This window comes from Plectonema radiosum NIES-515 (assembly GCF_025753815.1).
GTDB lineage: Bacteria > Cyanobacteriota > Cyanobacteriia > Cyanobacteriales > Nostocaceae > Hassallia > Hassallia radiosum_A.
This window is the reverse complement of record NZ_JAOWRF010000151.1, coordinates 32,051-47,800: the sequence shown is the minus strand read 5'-3', so window position 1 is coordinate 47,800 and position 15,750 is coordinate 32,051. Positions and strand designations below refer to the sequence as shown.

At 44.7% G+C, this 15,750-nt stretch carries 7 protein-coding genes; 6 read left to right on the top strand and 1 reads right to left on the bottom strand.

Translation table 11 applies throughout. From position 1 onward, the window contains the following. Positions 1-46: 46 nt before the first annotated feature. The 5 genes from OGM63_RS09965 to OGM63_RS09945 all read left to right on the top strand — a co-directional run bounded on the left by OGM63_RS09965 (position 47) and on the right by OGM63_RS09945 (position 10,986). Positions 47-613, top strand: coding sequence for a hypothetical protein (locus tag OGM63_RS09965; protein WP_263745359.1), 567 nt, complete (start codon positions 47-49; stop codon positions 611-613). 313 nt (positions 614-926) lie between these two features. Continuing rightward, a complete protein-coding gene (locus tag OGM63_RS09960; RefSeq protein ID WP_263745358.1) occupies positions 927-1,577 on the top strand; it encodes a DivIVA domain-containing protein in 651 nt (216 codons plus the stop codon). Between the two features lie 2,070 nt (positions 1,578-3,647). Continuing rightward, positions 3,648-4,511 carry a DUF11 domain-containing protein gene (locus OGM63_RS09955; protein WP_263745356.1) on the top strand — a complete coding sequence of 288 codons (864 nt, stop codon included), beginning with the start codon at positions 3,648-3,650 and terminating at the stop codon, positions 4,509-4,511. Continuing rightward, positions 4,508-8,599, top strand: a complete 4,092-nt coding sequence (locus OGM63_RS09950; RefSeq protein ID WP_263745355.1) for a hypothetical protein — start codon at positions 4,508-4,510, stop codon at positions 8,597-8,599. The genes OGM63_RS09955 and OGM63_RS09950 overlap by 4 nt, the downstream gene beginning before the upstream one ends. A 119-nt stretch (positions 8,600-8,718) precedes the next feature. Then, positions 8,719-10,986 carry an OmpA family protein gene (locus OGM63_RS09945; protein ID WP_263745354.1) on the top strand — a complete coding sequence of 756 codons (2,268 nt, stop codon included), beginning with the start codon at positions 8,719-8,721 and terminating at the stop codon, positions 10,984-10,986. 145 nt (positions 10,987-11,131) lie between these two features. On the opposite strand, the gene OGM63_RS29795 is transcribed toward OGM63_RS09945, so the two are convergent. Continuing rightward, a complete protein-coding gene (locus OGM63_RS29795) occupies positions 11,132-11,383 on the bottom strand; it encodes a hypothetical protein (RefSeq protein ID WP_375340474.1) in 252 nt (83 codons plus the stop codon). Positions 11,384-11,867: 484 nt separating this feature from the next. Here OGM63_RS29795 and OGM63_RS09935 point away from each other — a divergent pair, with 484 nt between their 5' ends. Next, the gene (locus OGM63_RS09935) at positions 11,868-15,479 is read left to right on the top strand and encodes an SdrD B-like domain-containing protein (RefSeq protein ID WP_263745352.1); all 3,612 of its coding nucleotides are present in this window, start codon (positions 11,868-11,870) and stop codon (positions 15,477-15,479) included. The last annotated feature ends 271 nt before the right edge of the window (positions 15,480-15,750 follow it).

The window sequence follows — 15,750 nt, the reverse complement described above, 5'->3', positions numbered from 1 at the left end:
ATAATACGGAGATCGGGGTAACCTAGCGTTACGTGGGCACGGAGAGGTGCATAAGAAACAGGGAAAAGGGGGACAAGGGAGACAAGGGAGACAAGGGAGACAAGGGGGACAAGGGAGACAAGGGAGACAAGGGAGACAAGGGAGACAAGGGAGACAAGGGAGACAAGGGAGACAAGGGAGACGAGGGAGACAAGGGAGACGAGGGAGACAAGGGAGACAAGGGAGACAAGGGAGACAAGGGAGACAAGGGAGACGAGGAGGCAAAGTGCCCCCAGCTTCGGCGATGGGAATTGATGTTACCTTATTGGTTGCTCCCACAAGTTCAACCCAAAGAAAATTGCGCGATCGCTCGTTCTTCTCAAGGATTTATTTATTTGGGAGCGCGTCACCGGCGTTACGGTTAAGTGCGATCGCGCTCTTCAATCAAGAGTGTCAGATTTACTTAAACAAATTCGCGGTGTTACTGACGGGAGCAAGCTCGGTGTTGGCTTTGGCATTTCCCACCAGCCCGAAGAAGCTCAAAGGCTGTGCGCTCTTTCGGGCTAGGGTGCAGCCATTGTTGGTAGCGCTTTTGTCAAACGTTTGGCAGAAGGCAACTCAAAACAGAGATTAAAGGCGATCGCGCTCGTTTTGTCAAACCCTCAAGCAAAGCATCCAGACTTCTAACAATTAGCAGCACAAATACTCCTGTTTGCTAAAATCGTTAAAAAAGTTAAAGTGCAAAGTTTTTTTGCCCAGACTTAGTAGACAATTTAACCGATATGTTCTTGAATGTTAACAGCATATATCAAGCTGTAAAAAAAATAGCTGATACATCCGCTTATGGTTTGAGTATTATGTAAACTTGAAGAGGTTATAAATAATGAGTGTGAGAGTGAGTCAGTCACAAATGGTTATAATTACGTCGCAGTTGAGGGGGAGAGGCGATGAGTGAAAGTATGGCGTTTATCGGTGGAGTTGCTGTAGCTGGTCTAGCAGCGCTCGTATTGCTCAAAGGGACAGGTACTCCAAATCTACAACCTAATATTGCTGTTGCCCCGCAAATCCCAGCTACTCTAGTCGCACCGCAAATGATGCAGCCAGGACAATATCCTCCTTATGGGCAACCATACCCGAATCCTGCGCCGATCAATCCCACCGGGACCGAAGAGTTCAGAATGCAAATGGAACGGCAAAAAAGTCAATTTGACGTGCTACAGCGAGAAAACGACCAGCTCAAACAGCAAATTCCCCAACTTCAATATCAACTCGAAAATTATAAAAACCAAGCTCAATTAAGCGTCAATAACCAAGCCGCTCAACAAGCAGCATTGAAGCAGCAGACTGAAACTCCTTGGTCGTCTTCACCCATAGTTTGGGCAGTGGCAGGTATGACTCTAACGATTGGTGGTGGTGTTGTTGTAGCTGGTGTGTTGGCTTTGTTCTCACCACAGCAGCGTTCTAGCCGGACTGTACAAGTAATTCATCCTTATAATGGTCCAACACCGCCACTGGCTCCTGTACGACGGGCTGAGTTTCTTCCCCATCGTGTAGAAACCCGACGAGTTGAAGCCACAGAATACGACGAAATGCATTGAAATTGAAGTAGTGGTAAGCACAAAGCAATACCCTATGGTAACATCGCTTTCAAGGAGCTAGGGTGAGAGTTATCTTGGGTAAAACCAATCAATTCTCGCCTGGAACTTTTGTCTATTAGTTATTTAAGCTTAACTTTAATTGGGTAAAATTTTCCTATGATAAAATGATGAGCCATAGAAAGTTTATATAGTTATTGATTACTGGGCAAAGCGATTGTTGCAAAATATTAATCAGGCGATCGCACTTTACCGAGGAGGGGGAAAGGGCTTTTTTCAGAGGAGAAAAGGGAAAGGGGAACAAGCAATTTTAAGTATTTTTACTAAGTTGAAAATAACTCCGTCCCTTTTCCCTTCTTCATGTATGGAGAAGTAAAAAATTAGCGTCCACAATTGAAACCCCTAAACTTATTTATGGGGTTTCCCTTTTCCCCTCTTTTTCATCAGTTTCCTAATTATGTCAATAAAATTACTTCAAATATTAAACTACTAGTAAGATAAATGCGTTATGAATCTAATCCTTGCAGTGTATGATTCATCATTGCAACCATACAAACCAAGACAAAAGCCCGATGGTCTTTGAGAATTGCCAGAGACTAACTGATTAGTATCATCTTTTATCAGCTTTATTATTCTCTCAAAAAATATACTGATACGTACAAAACTCCTAATAAAAAGTACTGAATAAATTTTTCATCCCTGATGAATTAAAGATGATTTGTGGGTATTATCACTTAAGTATTAGCAAAAAATAGTGATTCGGCAGCTTTCGTATATTGGCTAGTAGATTATTCATTACAAGATATTGATCGGGTAGTTCAGGTCAAAGGAGACAGGGAGACAAGGGAACAAGGGGAACAATTCTTCTTTCTCCCCATCCCCCCAGGGCAAACGTCCCTACTTTCGCGGAAATTAAGTTGCTATTGCAACTTGCCATTACTTAGTATCTATTTAGCGAATTTGCTCACTTTGCTTCATCTTCAGGTGAAGGGAAAATAAATTGAGACAGATTTTGAGCAGTTTAATGATACAGCACTTCCCGACGGTTTATATTTTGCAGCTTGATTTTCATGCAATTGCTGCATTGAGAGCATCATACGTGCGTTCAATAAACTAACCAGATTATCCAGAAATGTGAATTTATTGGCAACAACCTGGTAGAATCACAGAATCATCAGTTGTGTTTACCTATTGGCAGCAATTGCCAATACTTTTTATTCTGTTTTGAATTTGAAGTAGATATATTTAGCTTGGCAGTTACTGTAAAAGTAACAAATTTTGTTTTTAAAATTGACACAGCTTTGATAACATGCTCTAATCACAAAAAAATAGAAATGTTTTTTTAGGAGTAGTTAGCAAAGCGTAATTGTATTAGGGTGCAGTAAATACAAGCAGTTAGTAAACGGCAAGTTTTCTGGGTGCTTGCTATTGCAGTGAATTTCGGCGAAAAAGATATATAACCTACCAAAAGGAGGAAATTTTACAATATTTTGCTTCCTGAAGACTGAATTGAATTCCACTAAATCGACAACATTGCCCCGCAAGATCAAGGAAAAAAGAGCAAGCGGAGACGATACGGCTGTTTTTGCCAATTGATATTGCAAATACAGTTATGGATGGTATTTTTCATGCGTTGCACTGAAATTTGGGTAATACTTTTGTGATTTCAGTTTCACAAGTATCAGTATTGCTAATATCATCGCAGCAATAATCGCAGTTATTTAATAGTTAAATCTGAAAATAGAAACGGCGATCGCATGTCAAATCATTCATTATGTGTTTGTGAGATTGACACATTTTTCAGAATATGCTCTCATAACAAAAAAAGCTAATTTAAAGATTGTGTAAAAGGAATTGTGAAAAAACTGCAATGTATCAAAGTAAAAAGACCGTTGATAAAGATTTAGTGATACGATGCTTGCGTCTAAAAAAATTTGAAAAGTCCAGAAAAGAGTTAGATTTTTCTACAAAAACCTAACTCCATAACAATCCTCCGCTATTGCTTGATGCCTTACAATGACATCTATAAATTCATGGTTGAGGCATAAAAGCCTCTTTTTTACGTTTTCTACATTGAGTATATTTACTTACGGAATTATACCTGTTATTGCCCAAACAGGAGTAATCAGGAATACCGCAGGTGCTGGCGCAGACAATCTTCCACAAGTTCGCTCAAACGAGGTAACTTTAAGTGCCGGACAAGCAGCTTTGGAGATTATCAAAACAGGTGACAGAGCAGCAGCCGAACCGGGCGAAACACTAGTTTACCGCCTTGCCATTAGAAATGCTGGTAGGGCAGCAACAAGACAGGTATCGGTTACGGACAGACTCCCCTTAGGAGTGCGATTGATCAACAGATCGTTGAAAGGTTCTATCGGCGATCGGCAAGTCACCTTAACCGTTGACCGTGGTTCAAATCGGACAGTGACAATTAATGCGAGTGAGGGACTGCAACCAAACGAAACCTTAGTTGTAGTATATGCGGCTGAAGTAACACCAGATGCAGTTCGAGGAGATGGTAGAAACTTAGCACAAGCCAGAGCCGGAAATTTGACAAGCAACCAAACCAGCTATCGGATACGGATTCGACCGGGTATTCTCTCCGATTGTGGCACCTTAATTGGTCGCGTGTTTGTCGATAAAAACTTTGACGGCGAACAGCAACCGAACGAACCAGGAGTACCGAACGCCGTGATTTACATGGACGACGGCAATCGCATCGTCGCCGATGCCAAAGGACTCTTTTCCTTGCCAGGTGTTATATCCGGTTATCGTTCGGCAACACTGGACTTGAGTAGCTTACCAGGTTATGCTCTAGCACCTAACGCCTACTTTATTGAAAAAAATAGCCAGTCACGCATGGTGAAATTAGCACCAGGTAGTTTGGCACGAATCAATTTTGGGGTTACGCCTGCCTTTTCAGGAGGTAAGCGATGAAAACTAGAAAAACTAGAAAAAATTGTGTAAATTTTGCCAAAGATTTGGGTATGAGGCGGAATATAGGACAACTGTGCACTAGGGACTCTTTACTGGGGACTGGGAAAGAAATTCTTTTAAGATTTGGTTGGGGTCTGAATCCTCATGTAAATCTTGCCTTACCCCAGTCCCTAATCTTGCCTGTATTTTTAGCGATCGCCGCACCATTTTTCTCCAGCAGTGCTTATGCTTCCACTAACTTAGGCGAATCTTTGCGTATTGGGACATCTGCCGAAACCTCGACCGCAGTCGAGGAAACAGGAGGACAAGAGGACTCCTTGGGAGACAAGGAAGACAAGGGAGACAAGGGAGACAAGGGAGACAAGGGAGACAAGGGAGACAAGGGAGACAAGGAAGACAAGGAAGACAAGGAAGACAAGGAAGACAAGGAAGACAAGGGAGACAAGGGAGACAAGGGAGACAAGGGAGACAAGGGAGATAAGGGAGACAAGGGAGACAAGGGAGACAAGGGAGACAAGGGAGAATTTACTTCTTCATCTGGGTCATCTTCACAGACTCCTCTACTCCTCCTTGGACCGACTCCTCGACTCCTCCCATCCCTAATCTCGCAAATTTCTCAACTTTCCCCAGAACCAGGCGGATTTCCTCAAGATCCGGCAACTCAGTTTCAACAAAATCCGGCTTCCCCAATTCAACAGACAGTTCCTCCACCGTCGCAACAAACACCGCTAGAAGCACCCCCAACGACTCAGGAAGTCTTACCGAGCAGTACACCGCAGACTATTGGTGATCGCAAAGCACAGATTGAAATTACACCTGTAGGCGATCCGCGAGTTCAAGCTGATGGACGCTCTACCATCAAATTTTCTGGGCAAATTACCGACGATAAAGGTCAACTCATCACCAAAGACGTGATGGTGACATTGACCACCACGGCAGGTAAATTTGTTGGGGCAGACCAAGACAAAGACCAACCAGGATTTCAAGTTCGGGCGATCGGTGGTGAATTCGTCGCCACTTTGCAATCAGATATCAAACCCCAACAAGTCCGGATACGGGCAGGGGTAGATAAAATTAAGACCCGAAATCGTTTTAGACAGCTACCACCCCAAGCGATCGGGCAACCATCAATCCCGTATACAGGTGAAACCAATACAACCGGCGAAAGCCAACCATTTCCCCAACAAAACGATAGCTCTTTATTTGAACTAATTGGCAGCCAGCCATTAGAAGCTTATACCCAAATTGAATTCACAACTTATCTGCGCCCATCGTTGGTGACAGGGGTAATCAATTTGCGGATTGGACAGCGGGGAACTGATTATTTCGGTAGTTATAGCGATTTTCTCGCACCAGGTCGGACTGGCGGCACTCAAGTTGATTTCTATAGTGCGGTGTTTGCCACAGGTAAAGTGGGAGATTGGTTATTTACCGGCGCGTATAACAGTCAACGTCCGCTCAATCAAGATTGCGAAGGCAGAAATCGCCTCTTTGGTGGAATTCAATTTTGCGAACAACAATATCCCGTCTACGGTGATAGTTCCACTTTCACCTCCACTGCCCCCTCCATAGATAGCTTCTACGCCCGCTTTGAGCGCAGTTCTTCAGTGCCTGGGGCAGAGCCAGACTACTTCATGTGGGGGGACTACAACACCCAGGAATTCAACCGCTCCTCGCAGTTGTATACGGCAACCTCGCGCCAATTACACGGCTTTAAGGCTAACTACAACTTTGGCAACTTACAAGTAACTGGTTTGTATGCCAATAACATTGAGGGTTTCCAGCGCGATACCTTCGTCCCCAACGGAACTAGTGGAAATTATTTCCTCTCCAAACGGTTGATTGTTCCGGGAAGTGAAATTGTTTATGTAGAAGCAGAGGAAATTAATCGCCCAGGTACAGTAGTTCAGCGCCAACAGTTGTATCGCGGACAAGATTATGAAATAGAGTACGATCGCGGAACACTTTTGTTTCGCCGTCCCATCCTCTCAACAGACCTGAATCCCTTTGGGGCAACTTTGGTTAGACGAGTCGTCGTCACCTACCAAAATGATGGCGGTCAAGATTCCAAGCTTTACGGGGGACGACTGCAATATAATCTCTCTAATGATTTGGAAAGCAAGACTTACATTGCTGGTTCTTATTTAAGAGAAGACCAAGGCGCCCAAAATTTTCAGTTGTATGGAGCAGATTTCTTAGTTTCCTTGGGGAATTCAGGTAGGATTGTTGGGGAATTTGCCCGTTCTAACAACGATTTGCTTACCGGGCAAGAAGCCACAGGTAATGCTTATCGCTTAGAAGCATTTGGTAATATTGCCCAGAGAATCAGCGCGAGTGCTTATTATCGAGGAGTTGACCCAAACTTCGCAAACAACGCTACCTTTAGTTTTTCACCAGGACAAACACGTTATGGTGGGTCGTTGTTGGCAAGGGTGACTGATACCACCAGCTTTACTGTTGGTTACGACTTTGAAGAAAACTATGGTAGGTCTGCTGGCAGGATTGTAGACTTTTTTGACTTATTCGATCCGCAGCCACAAACCCGTTCTGGGGACAGAGTTAGTAATGAGTTGAGAACCTTCCGCGCCGGCATTTTGCAAAGATTGGGAACGGCGGATCTGAGTGTAGAGTATGTGAACCGATCGCGTGAAGATAGGGTGAGCAATCGCTTTAGTGGCAATGCGAATCAGTTAGTATCTCGCCTAAAATTACCTCTAACTCAATCATTGACCTTTCAGGCGCAAAATGAACTGAATATAAATGGCTCTGACCCACTTTATCCCAACCGCACTACCTTAGGCTTTGATTGGAAGGCTTTACAAGGCGTGACAGTGCGACTTGCTCACCAATTCTATGATGATAGCGAGTTACTTCGTGGTAACTCCTTCACCACGTTGGATACGATTTTTGATCGCAAGTTAGCAGAAGATACGGCAATTACAGGTCGCTATTCGGTACTATCTGGTTTTAATGGCTTCCAAGGTCAGGGAGCCGTAGGATTAGATCAGGGCTTTCGGGTTGCCCCCGGATTAAAGGTGAATGTTGGATACCAGTACATATTTAGAAATGTCTTTAACGCCACCGCTGCCGGAAACCGCAACGAACAGTATTACGCTGTTGGTCAAACTGCTTCTTCACTGGGACTGTTCGCTGGGTCAGTGTATAGTTTAGGATTTGAATATACTGATAATCCTGATTTAAAAGCAAGCACTAGATTTGAATATCGTGATGGCGACGAAGGCAACAATCTAGTTATTTCCGCCGCTGCTTCTGGCAAACTTACACCCGCTTTAACTGCACTGGTTCGCTTTCAACAAGCAGGTGAGGCAAACGTCTTTCTGCCTTCAAATGCTGGTATTGTCAGCAATGGAGTCAGATTTCAAGAACTTGGCGACACGGCGAACTTGAGATTTGGTATAGCTTACCGCGACCCCAGCAACGATAAATTCAACGCCTTGCTCAAATATGAGTGGCGGCAAAACTTTGACTCAATTCCGGAAGCGCAATTGACCGGCACCACCGCCACAGGGCATATCTTCTCTGCTGAAGCTATTTATGCCCCAAACTGGCGCTGGGAGTTTTATGGCAAATTCGCTCTACGTAATGGTGTCACTTACTTAAATGGGGATAGATACGACGGTACAGTTAACTTGGCGCAGATGCGGGCAAGTTACAGACTCGGTTATCGCACTGATTTGGCAGTAGAAGGACGCTGGATTGGGCAAAACTCCAATAGCGGCACTGATTACGATGAATTTGGCGTAGCTGTGGAAACTGGGTATTATTTAACACCTGACTTGCGGGTGGGTCTGGGCTACAGCTTTGGTAGCATCGATGACCGGGACTTCACCGGCTATAGGTCTCAGGGCGGTATTTATGTCAATATCAGCTTGAAGTTGAATGAACTTTTGGGCGGTTTTGGATTGCAAAAACCCGTACCCAAACAGCAACAAGAGTCGGAAGTCGGACCTACGGCTAGCAAAAATAATAATTCTCAAAGCAAGTTGATTAACCGTCTGAGGCAGACTCAAGCGCAAAAATCACCCGAAAGTAAGCTGGTTAGCCGTCTCAAGGGACGCTTGGATTAGGGACGCTTGGATTAGAGGCAGATAAAGTAGATGGGGAAGACAAGGGAGAAACTTTTCCTTGTCCCCTTCCAGTCCCCAGTTTCCATTTGCGAGGTGTACAGGAGTGAGTAATGTCTGTTATGAAATTTCGTTTATTGTTGCTGATTAGTCGTATGGCTTTAGTTGTGAGTCAAAAATTCTCCCAACCCCGAATCAATAATCATCAATTAACAATTCTTTCTGTTTTATCTTTTAGCTATTGTCTTTTAACTTCAGGGGTTGCATTGAGTCAAACAGCAACTCCACCTTCCTCTTTGCGGGTGGTGGTGAATAGTAACTCTGATGGGAATATTCAGGCTGATCAACAATTGACATTGCGAGAAGCGATCGCTCTAGTTAATGGTACGCTATCAGTCGAACAACTCAGCAGTAGCGAAAAAGCTTTAGTTCAACCAGAAACTAGCGGCACTTCGCGCATTGAGTTTAATTTGCCCAATGGCGCAACAACGATTCAATTGCAGCAACAATTACCCGATTTGTCAAGTCCGGGATTGATAATTGATGGTGCGACGCAACCGGGATATGATGCTGCGACTTCAGCCACAGCAGAAATTGCCATTCCGGTGCCGGTAGTGACAATAACTCCAGCGACAGATAAAGAAATATTTCGCGGCTTGACTATTGTTGCCGATGGTATAACAATTCGCGGCTTAAGTATTTATGGTTTTAATGCTAGTCCGGTTAAGCAGCAGTTAGGCAACTTATTAATTTATGATGGGATTCCCAAGCCGGTGACGCTGACGACACCACCGGGGGATATTGTTATTTCCCATCGCTTTCCACCTCCCAATACCAAACGACAGCAACCACCTAATAGTAGTTTTCCTTTTTATGACCGAGATGTCCCACCCAAGAATGTTGTCATTGAAAACAACTGGTTGGGACTGACAACTGATGAAAAGATGCCACCAATTACATCCGCTTTTGGGGTTTATGTTTTTAATTCCCAAGGAGCGACAATTCGCAAAAACCGAATTTACTATCATGATGGGAGCGCCATTATTACCTCAGTTCGTGGTGAAAATACGGTAGTTGAACAAAACATCATCGTGGGGAATGGCATCGACGGTATGCCCGATGCCTTGCGGTTTGAGGGTGTGGTTACAAAGTCGCAGATTATAGGTAACTTGATTTGTGCCAACGATGGGGCAGGGGTGTATTTATTTAAACCAGAAGGTGATGTGTTATTACAAAATAACAAAATCACTTATAACGGTAGACGATTGCGACGGGCAGCGGTTTATGTGATGGGAAGCAATCATCAAATAATTGGTAACGAGATTGACCATCAAACAGGCCCTGGGGTAGTGGTGTCAGCGTTTCCTGATACTGAACGGAATATCATCCAAGATAACTTATTTACGGCTCTGGAAGGTTTGAGTATTGACCTCAACACAAGAAGAAATCTTGATGTCAGCGACTTTCAACGGGGAGATGGTCCCAACCCCAAGCGCGATTCAGGCAATCGACGCCGCGATACAGGAAATGGAGCGATTAATGCACCAGAATTTACCGCAAGGGCATTTTTACCGAGTGGTAACGGTGTGACTTTGCAAGGGAAAGCTGACCCAGGTTCACAAGTAACAATATATCGTTTAGGAGATTATCAAAGAGGAAAAAAAGCGCTTTATGAACCAGGTTATGGAGCGTTGAGTCAGGTGTTGGCGACGGTGCCTGTAGACAACAAAGGCAATTTTAGTGTGACGGCGACAAACTTGCAAGCCGGAGAAATGGTGAGTGCGATCGCCACCGATCCGAAATATGGGACATCGGAACCTGCGATCGCTGCCGTAATTGGCACTCCTGGGACACCAACCAACCTGACACCATCTTCTCAACCAACGCCGGTGCAGCCACCCCAGTGTACATCAAGACCGACGCCACCCCCACCACCAGAACCCCCAGCACCACCACCAGAAACACCACCAGAACCGTTACGGATACGTGTACCGCGCAACGTTCACTTTGCCTTAGATAAATCCTTTATTAGTCCAGCGAGTGCGCTGGTTTTGGATCGGGTAACGCAGGTGTTGAAGCAATATCCGGTGATTGTGATTGAAATAATTGGTCACACCGACCCCCGTGCTAGTGACGCCTATAACCAAGCATTGGGTAGACGACGGGCATTAGCTACGAGAAATTACTTATTGCAGCAAGGTATCGCTCCAGAACGCATGACCATTCGTTCTCAGGGTGAAAGCCAGCGTGTAAGTGATGGTAGTGGTCGGGTGGATTATGCACGCGATCGCCGTGCGGAAATTATTTTCAGAGACATTAGAGGGATCGACATCATTATTGAAGGACAAGAACAAGACTTACAAATCGAACCATCTAGAGGTAGAAGGTAACGCAAAAGCATGAAGTATGAAGTATGAAATTAAATCATCAATAAAGCGATCGTGCGTCAAGTCTGGGGGGGGGAAATTTTTCTGTCAGACTTGACTTGACCCTCTCAGGTCTCTTGACACTGAGAGTGTCAAGAGATTTTCACTCTTAAAGGTTAGCCAAAAGCCCACTAGCGAGTCCTCCTAAGACTCTCTGGTTACTTTTACGAAGAATGTTTGCTGCACCATTGCAATCTGCATTAACTAAGAAACCATGTTGAGTAGGATACAAACCACGCTTAACCCGTTTTCCACAGAAGTGATGTTCTTGAAGATTATCGGCATTAAAGACAGGGATAGTATCACCATCAAGAAAACTAGCCTTACTGGTGTAAAATTCTTTTTGCTCAACGTACTTAATCCCATACAGTTCACAGAGAGCTTTGAGTTGAAACCTAAAGCTCCTGTGGGGAATTTGGACAAAGTTTTAATTGTTACCAGAGCCAATATTGATTTCCGGCTTCATGCCAACATTAAAGCCTACTACCAGCTGATCAATTCCCGGCTTCATGCAATGGTTGATAATCTATCGAGCGGCTTTGCTCAGGTAGTCCCTAACTTTGACGTTGGGATTAATCAGCAGCCTACCTTACTGTATACCCTAGGTTGCAAAGGTTTTTGCTCAGTCTGCACAGCTTTTTCAAGGCTTCAAACTTACTGGCTTTAAGTCCCCGTATTTGATTTTTTTTTAGTCAGATACATGGTACTTTCGCTGTAACTATCGCTACTATAGCGAACTCTCGCACTCTTGGCAAACATTTTCTCGCTTGCGGTTAAAACCGCACTCCTTCGTTTCCCTAGTCAGGGCTAAAGCCGCACTCGTTTCCCACTTACCGAGTTATTTTATGAAACCTTTATTTAAGCGTTTACCAGCAATCACCCACTCTCAAATATTTCAACCTTTAAAACTGACACTTTTGACACTGCTGTTTACAGTGCCGCAAGTTCCCATACAATATCCATTGCTAAAAAGCATTTCATCGGGTGGGAAGGCTTTGGCACAAGCACAAACAAGTTGTCCAGCTGGGACATCACCCACAACTTTAGAGTGGAATCCTACCACCAACCTGCAAGATTTTTTAAGTCAGAATTTGAGCGTTGCCGGCATTAGTACTACCTTCCGCTTCACTGAAAGTAGCCCTGGAGTCATCGACGCAGGGGAAACACGTATTGAGCCAGAAGTATACGGTGGTATTCCCGGACCAAATCTCAGGTTTAATATCGGAGGAAATTCGCTACCTGGACAACCTCGAGATGATAATCCGGCAGAAGTTGGAACCAGTGCCACACTCACCATCACTTTTGCACAACCAGTCACCCTAGCATCCCCCCTCACTTTTTTAGACATTGACCGAAATGGTACGCGAGACGTAGGAAGAATCTTCCAAGATAGAGTGACAATCAGAGCAGTTAATGGAACTACACCAGTTGGTGTGACAGGCACGGCATTAGGTGCAAATACTAGAGTCACTAATCAAGGTAATAGTGTTCTGGCAGAAGGTATAAACGAGAATGCCCAAACCACTGAAAACGCTGGCAACATTCAAGTTACGCCAGCTGGGGCAATTACCCAAATTCAAGTTTTATACCAGCCAGGAACAGAATACGGTGCTCCTGGGCAGGATGAAACTATCGGTCTTGCCCGGTTAAATATTTGTACGCCTATTCCTGGCACAGGCTCGCTTGGCGATACAGTTTATAATGATACCAACGGCAACAGCACCCAAGACACAGGCGAAACCGGCATCAGCGGCGTTCCTGTCAATTTAGCCGGGGCAGGACCTGATGGTGTATTTAACACGCCAGACGACATTACCCGCACCACTACTACTGATAGTAATGGTAAATACAGCTTTCCCGGTTTGCCTGCGGGTAGTTACAGAGTCACAGTTAATAATCCTGCTGGTTTAACACCCACTCAAACTCAACCAAATGCCGTCGGTTTGGGTGCAGGTCAAACGATTGATACACTTGATTTTGGCTTCACTGGGCAACGAGGCTCCATTGGCGATACTGTTTATAATGACACCAACGGGAATAACACTCAAGACACAGGGGAAACCGGCATCAGCGGCGTTCCTGTCAATTTAGCAGGGGCAGGACCTGATGGTGTATTTAACACGCCAGACGACATTACCCGCACTACAACTACCGATAGTAATGGTAAATACAGCTTTACTGGGTTGCCTGGGGGTAATTACAGAGTCACAGTTAATAATCCGGCTGGTTTAACACCAACTCAAACTCAACCGAATGCGATCGCCCTCGCCAACAATCAAAATATTGAGACAGTTGATTTTGGTTTCACCCAGCAACCATCAGGTGTATCCTCCATTGGCGATATTGTTTTCAATGACACCAACGGCAACGGTGTCCAAGACGAAGGCGAACCGGGAATTAGCGGCGTTACCATCAACCTGAGAGATAGTAGCGGTAACATTGTTGCTACCACCACTACTAACAGCAGCGGTAATTACAGTTTCCCCAATCTCGCACCAGGTAATTACACTGTATCTGTTCCCAACCCTCCAGCCGGCTTTACCCCAACTCTCGTACCCTCATCCATCAGCTTACAACCCGGTCAAAATGTGAATACGGCTGATTTTGGCTTCACTCAGCAGCCACGCGGCACAATTGGCGATACTGTATTCAGCGATACTAACGGCAACAATACTCAAGAACCTGGTGAACCAGGAATCGGCGGTCTGACTGTGGTTGTCAGAGATAGCAGCGGTAACACAGTTGCCACCACTAACACTGATGCTAACGGCAAATACAGTGTTAACGTGCCACCTGGTAGTTACACAGTTGCAGTCACCAACCCCCCTCAAGGCTTCACCCCGACTTTAACCCAGCCGAATCCGATCAACGTCGGCAGCGGTCAGAATATCGATACAGTTGATTTTGGCTTCCGTCCGACCTCACAAGGTTCCATTGGTGATACGGTTTTCCAAGACCTCAACGGTAACGGTGTTCAAGATTCTAATGATGTGGGACTTGGCGGAGTTAGGGTGAGATTGTTTGGTCCAGGACCAGATGGTATTATTAACACCCCCGACGACAACCAAATCGCGGAACAATTCACCGATAACACCCCAAATATAGTTATTGGTGGCAGAGGTAATTATACCTTTAATAATTTACCGCCAGGAATTTATAGAGTAGAATCTGATACTCCCCCAGGTAATCCACCGAACGATCGCGCTTTTCTCACCACCGGTCGAAATCCGATCATTGTCAATCTCGCGGCTAATCAAAATTTCCTGAACGCCGATTTTGGCTTTAACATGACAGGATTCACCGGTAATAATCCTGGTTCAATTGGTGATACGGTATTTAACGATCGCAATGGTAACGGAATTCAAGATCAAGGCGAACCCGGAGTTCCTAATGTCCCCCTCACCTTGACTCTTCCCGGACCCGACGGTCAATTAGGTACTCCTGACGACACTACGCAAACGACTACCACCAATAGCAACGGTAATTACGGCTTTAATAATTTGCCGCCCGGATCTTACAGAGTCACAATTACCCAGCCTTTCGACTTTCCCCAAATTACCACTGGTAGTCCGCAAGTAGATGTAAATCTCCAATCAGGTCAGACGCTAAATAACGTTGATTTTGGCTTGCTGCGTCCACCTGGAGGTTCAATTGGTGATTTTGTCTTTAATGATAGAAATGGCGATCGCACTCCTAGCCCAGGCGAAACCGGAATTCCCAATGCGATTCTGACTCTCAGAAACTCTAGCAATCAAATAGTTGCTACCACTACAACTAATAACAACGGTAACTACATTTTCACCGGCTTGCCACTAGGCAATTACACTGTAGAGGTCACAAGACCGGGCAGTGGCTTAAACCCAACCACTAACACAACTTTGACAGCTAACCTAACTGAAGCCAATCCAGATAACCTGAACATTGACTTCGGTTTCCGTGGTGGTGTTGTCGGTGCGGCAAATACTGGTCTGCGCTTGGTAAAACGAATTACCAACGTGTTTAGAAGTGGTCAGCCTGTCAACATTGCCAACTTCAACTCCTTTGTCGATGACTCCAACGATAATAACGACAATATCTTACAGCAAGCCGGACGCCCACCTGCTGGCGTTACCCAAATAGAAACGGCTTTGCAAAGCGGTGATGAAGTGGAGTACACAATTTATTACCTTGCTGAAGGTGATCAAGACTTGCAAAATGTCAGCTTCTGCGATTTAATTCCACCGGAAACAAGTTATAGTTCCGGGGAAATTTCCGTCAATCGAACTGGTACAAATAGTTTACTAACTAACGCTCAAGATAGCGACCAAGGAGCATTTTTCACTCCCTTACAACCGTTACCTCAGCCCAATCAATGTCTGAGTCAAACAAATACTAAGGGTGCTGTGATTGTCAATTTGGGCACTATCACCCCTGATAGAAACTTCGGTTTCTTGCGCTTCCGCGTCAGAATCGATTAAAACTCTCTTTTTAGTTACCAGATTTATGTCTCAATATTGGTGTTAAGCCCCAAATCCTCGTAGAGACGTAGCATTGCTACGTCTCTACATACCATACAATGCTACGTCTCTACATACCATACAATGCTACGTCTCTACATACCATACAATGCTACGTCTCTACATACCATTTTTTACCACTAATTTCTTAACACCAACTATATTGGCTTATGTCTGGTAACTAATTTCTGTTGGCTCTGTATAATAAAAATTTGACAGTAAATTAGGTATT

Excerpts from the sequence above, each read along its gene's own strand:
- OGM63_RS09960 (WP_263745358.1), top strand. The coding sequence starts at position 927 with ATGAGTGAAAGTATGGCGTTTATCGGTGGAGTTGCTGTAGCTGGTCTA.
- OGM63_RS09950 (WP_263745355.1), top strand. The coding sequence starts at position 4,508 with ATGAAAACTAGAAAAACTAGAAAAAATTGTGTAAATTTTGCCAAAGAT.
- OGM63_RS09945 (WP_263745354.1), top strand. The coding sequence starts at position 8,719 with ATGAAATTTCGTTTATTGTTGCTGATTAGTCGTATGGCTTTAGTTGTG.
- OGM63_RS09935 (WP_263745352.1), top strand. The coding sequence starts at position 11,868 with ATGAAACCTTTATTTAAGCGTTTACCAGCAATCACCCACTCTCAAATA.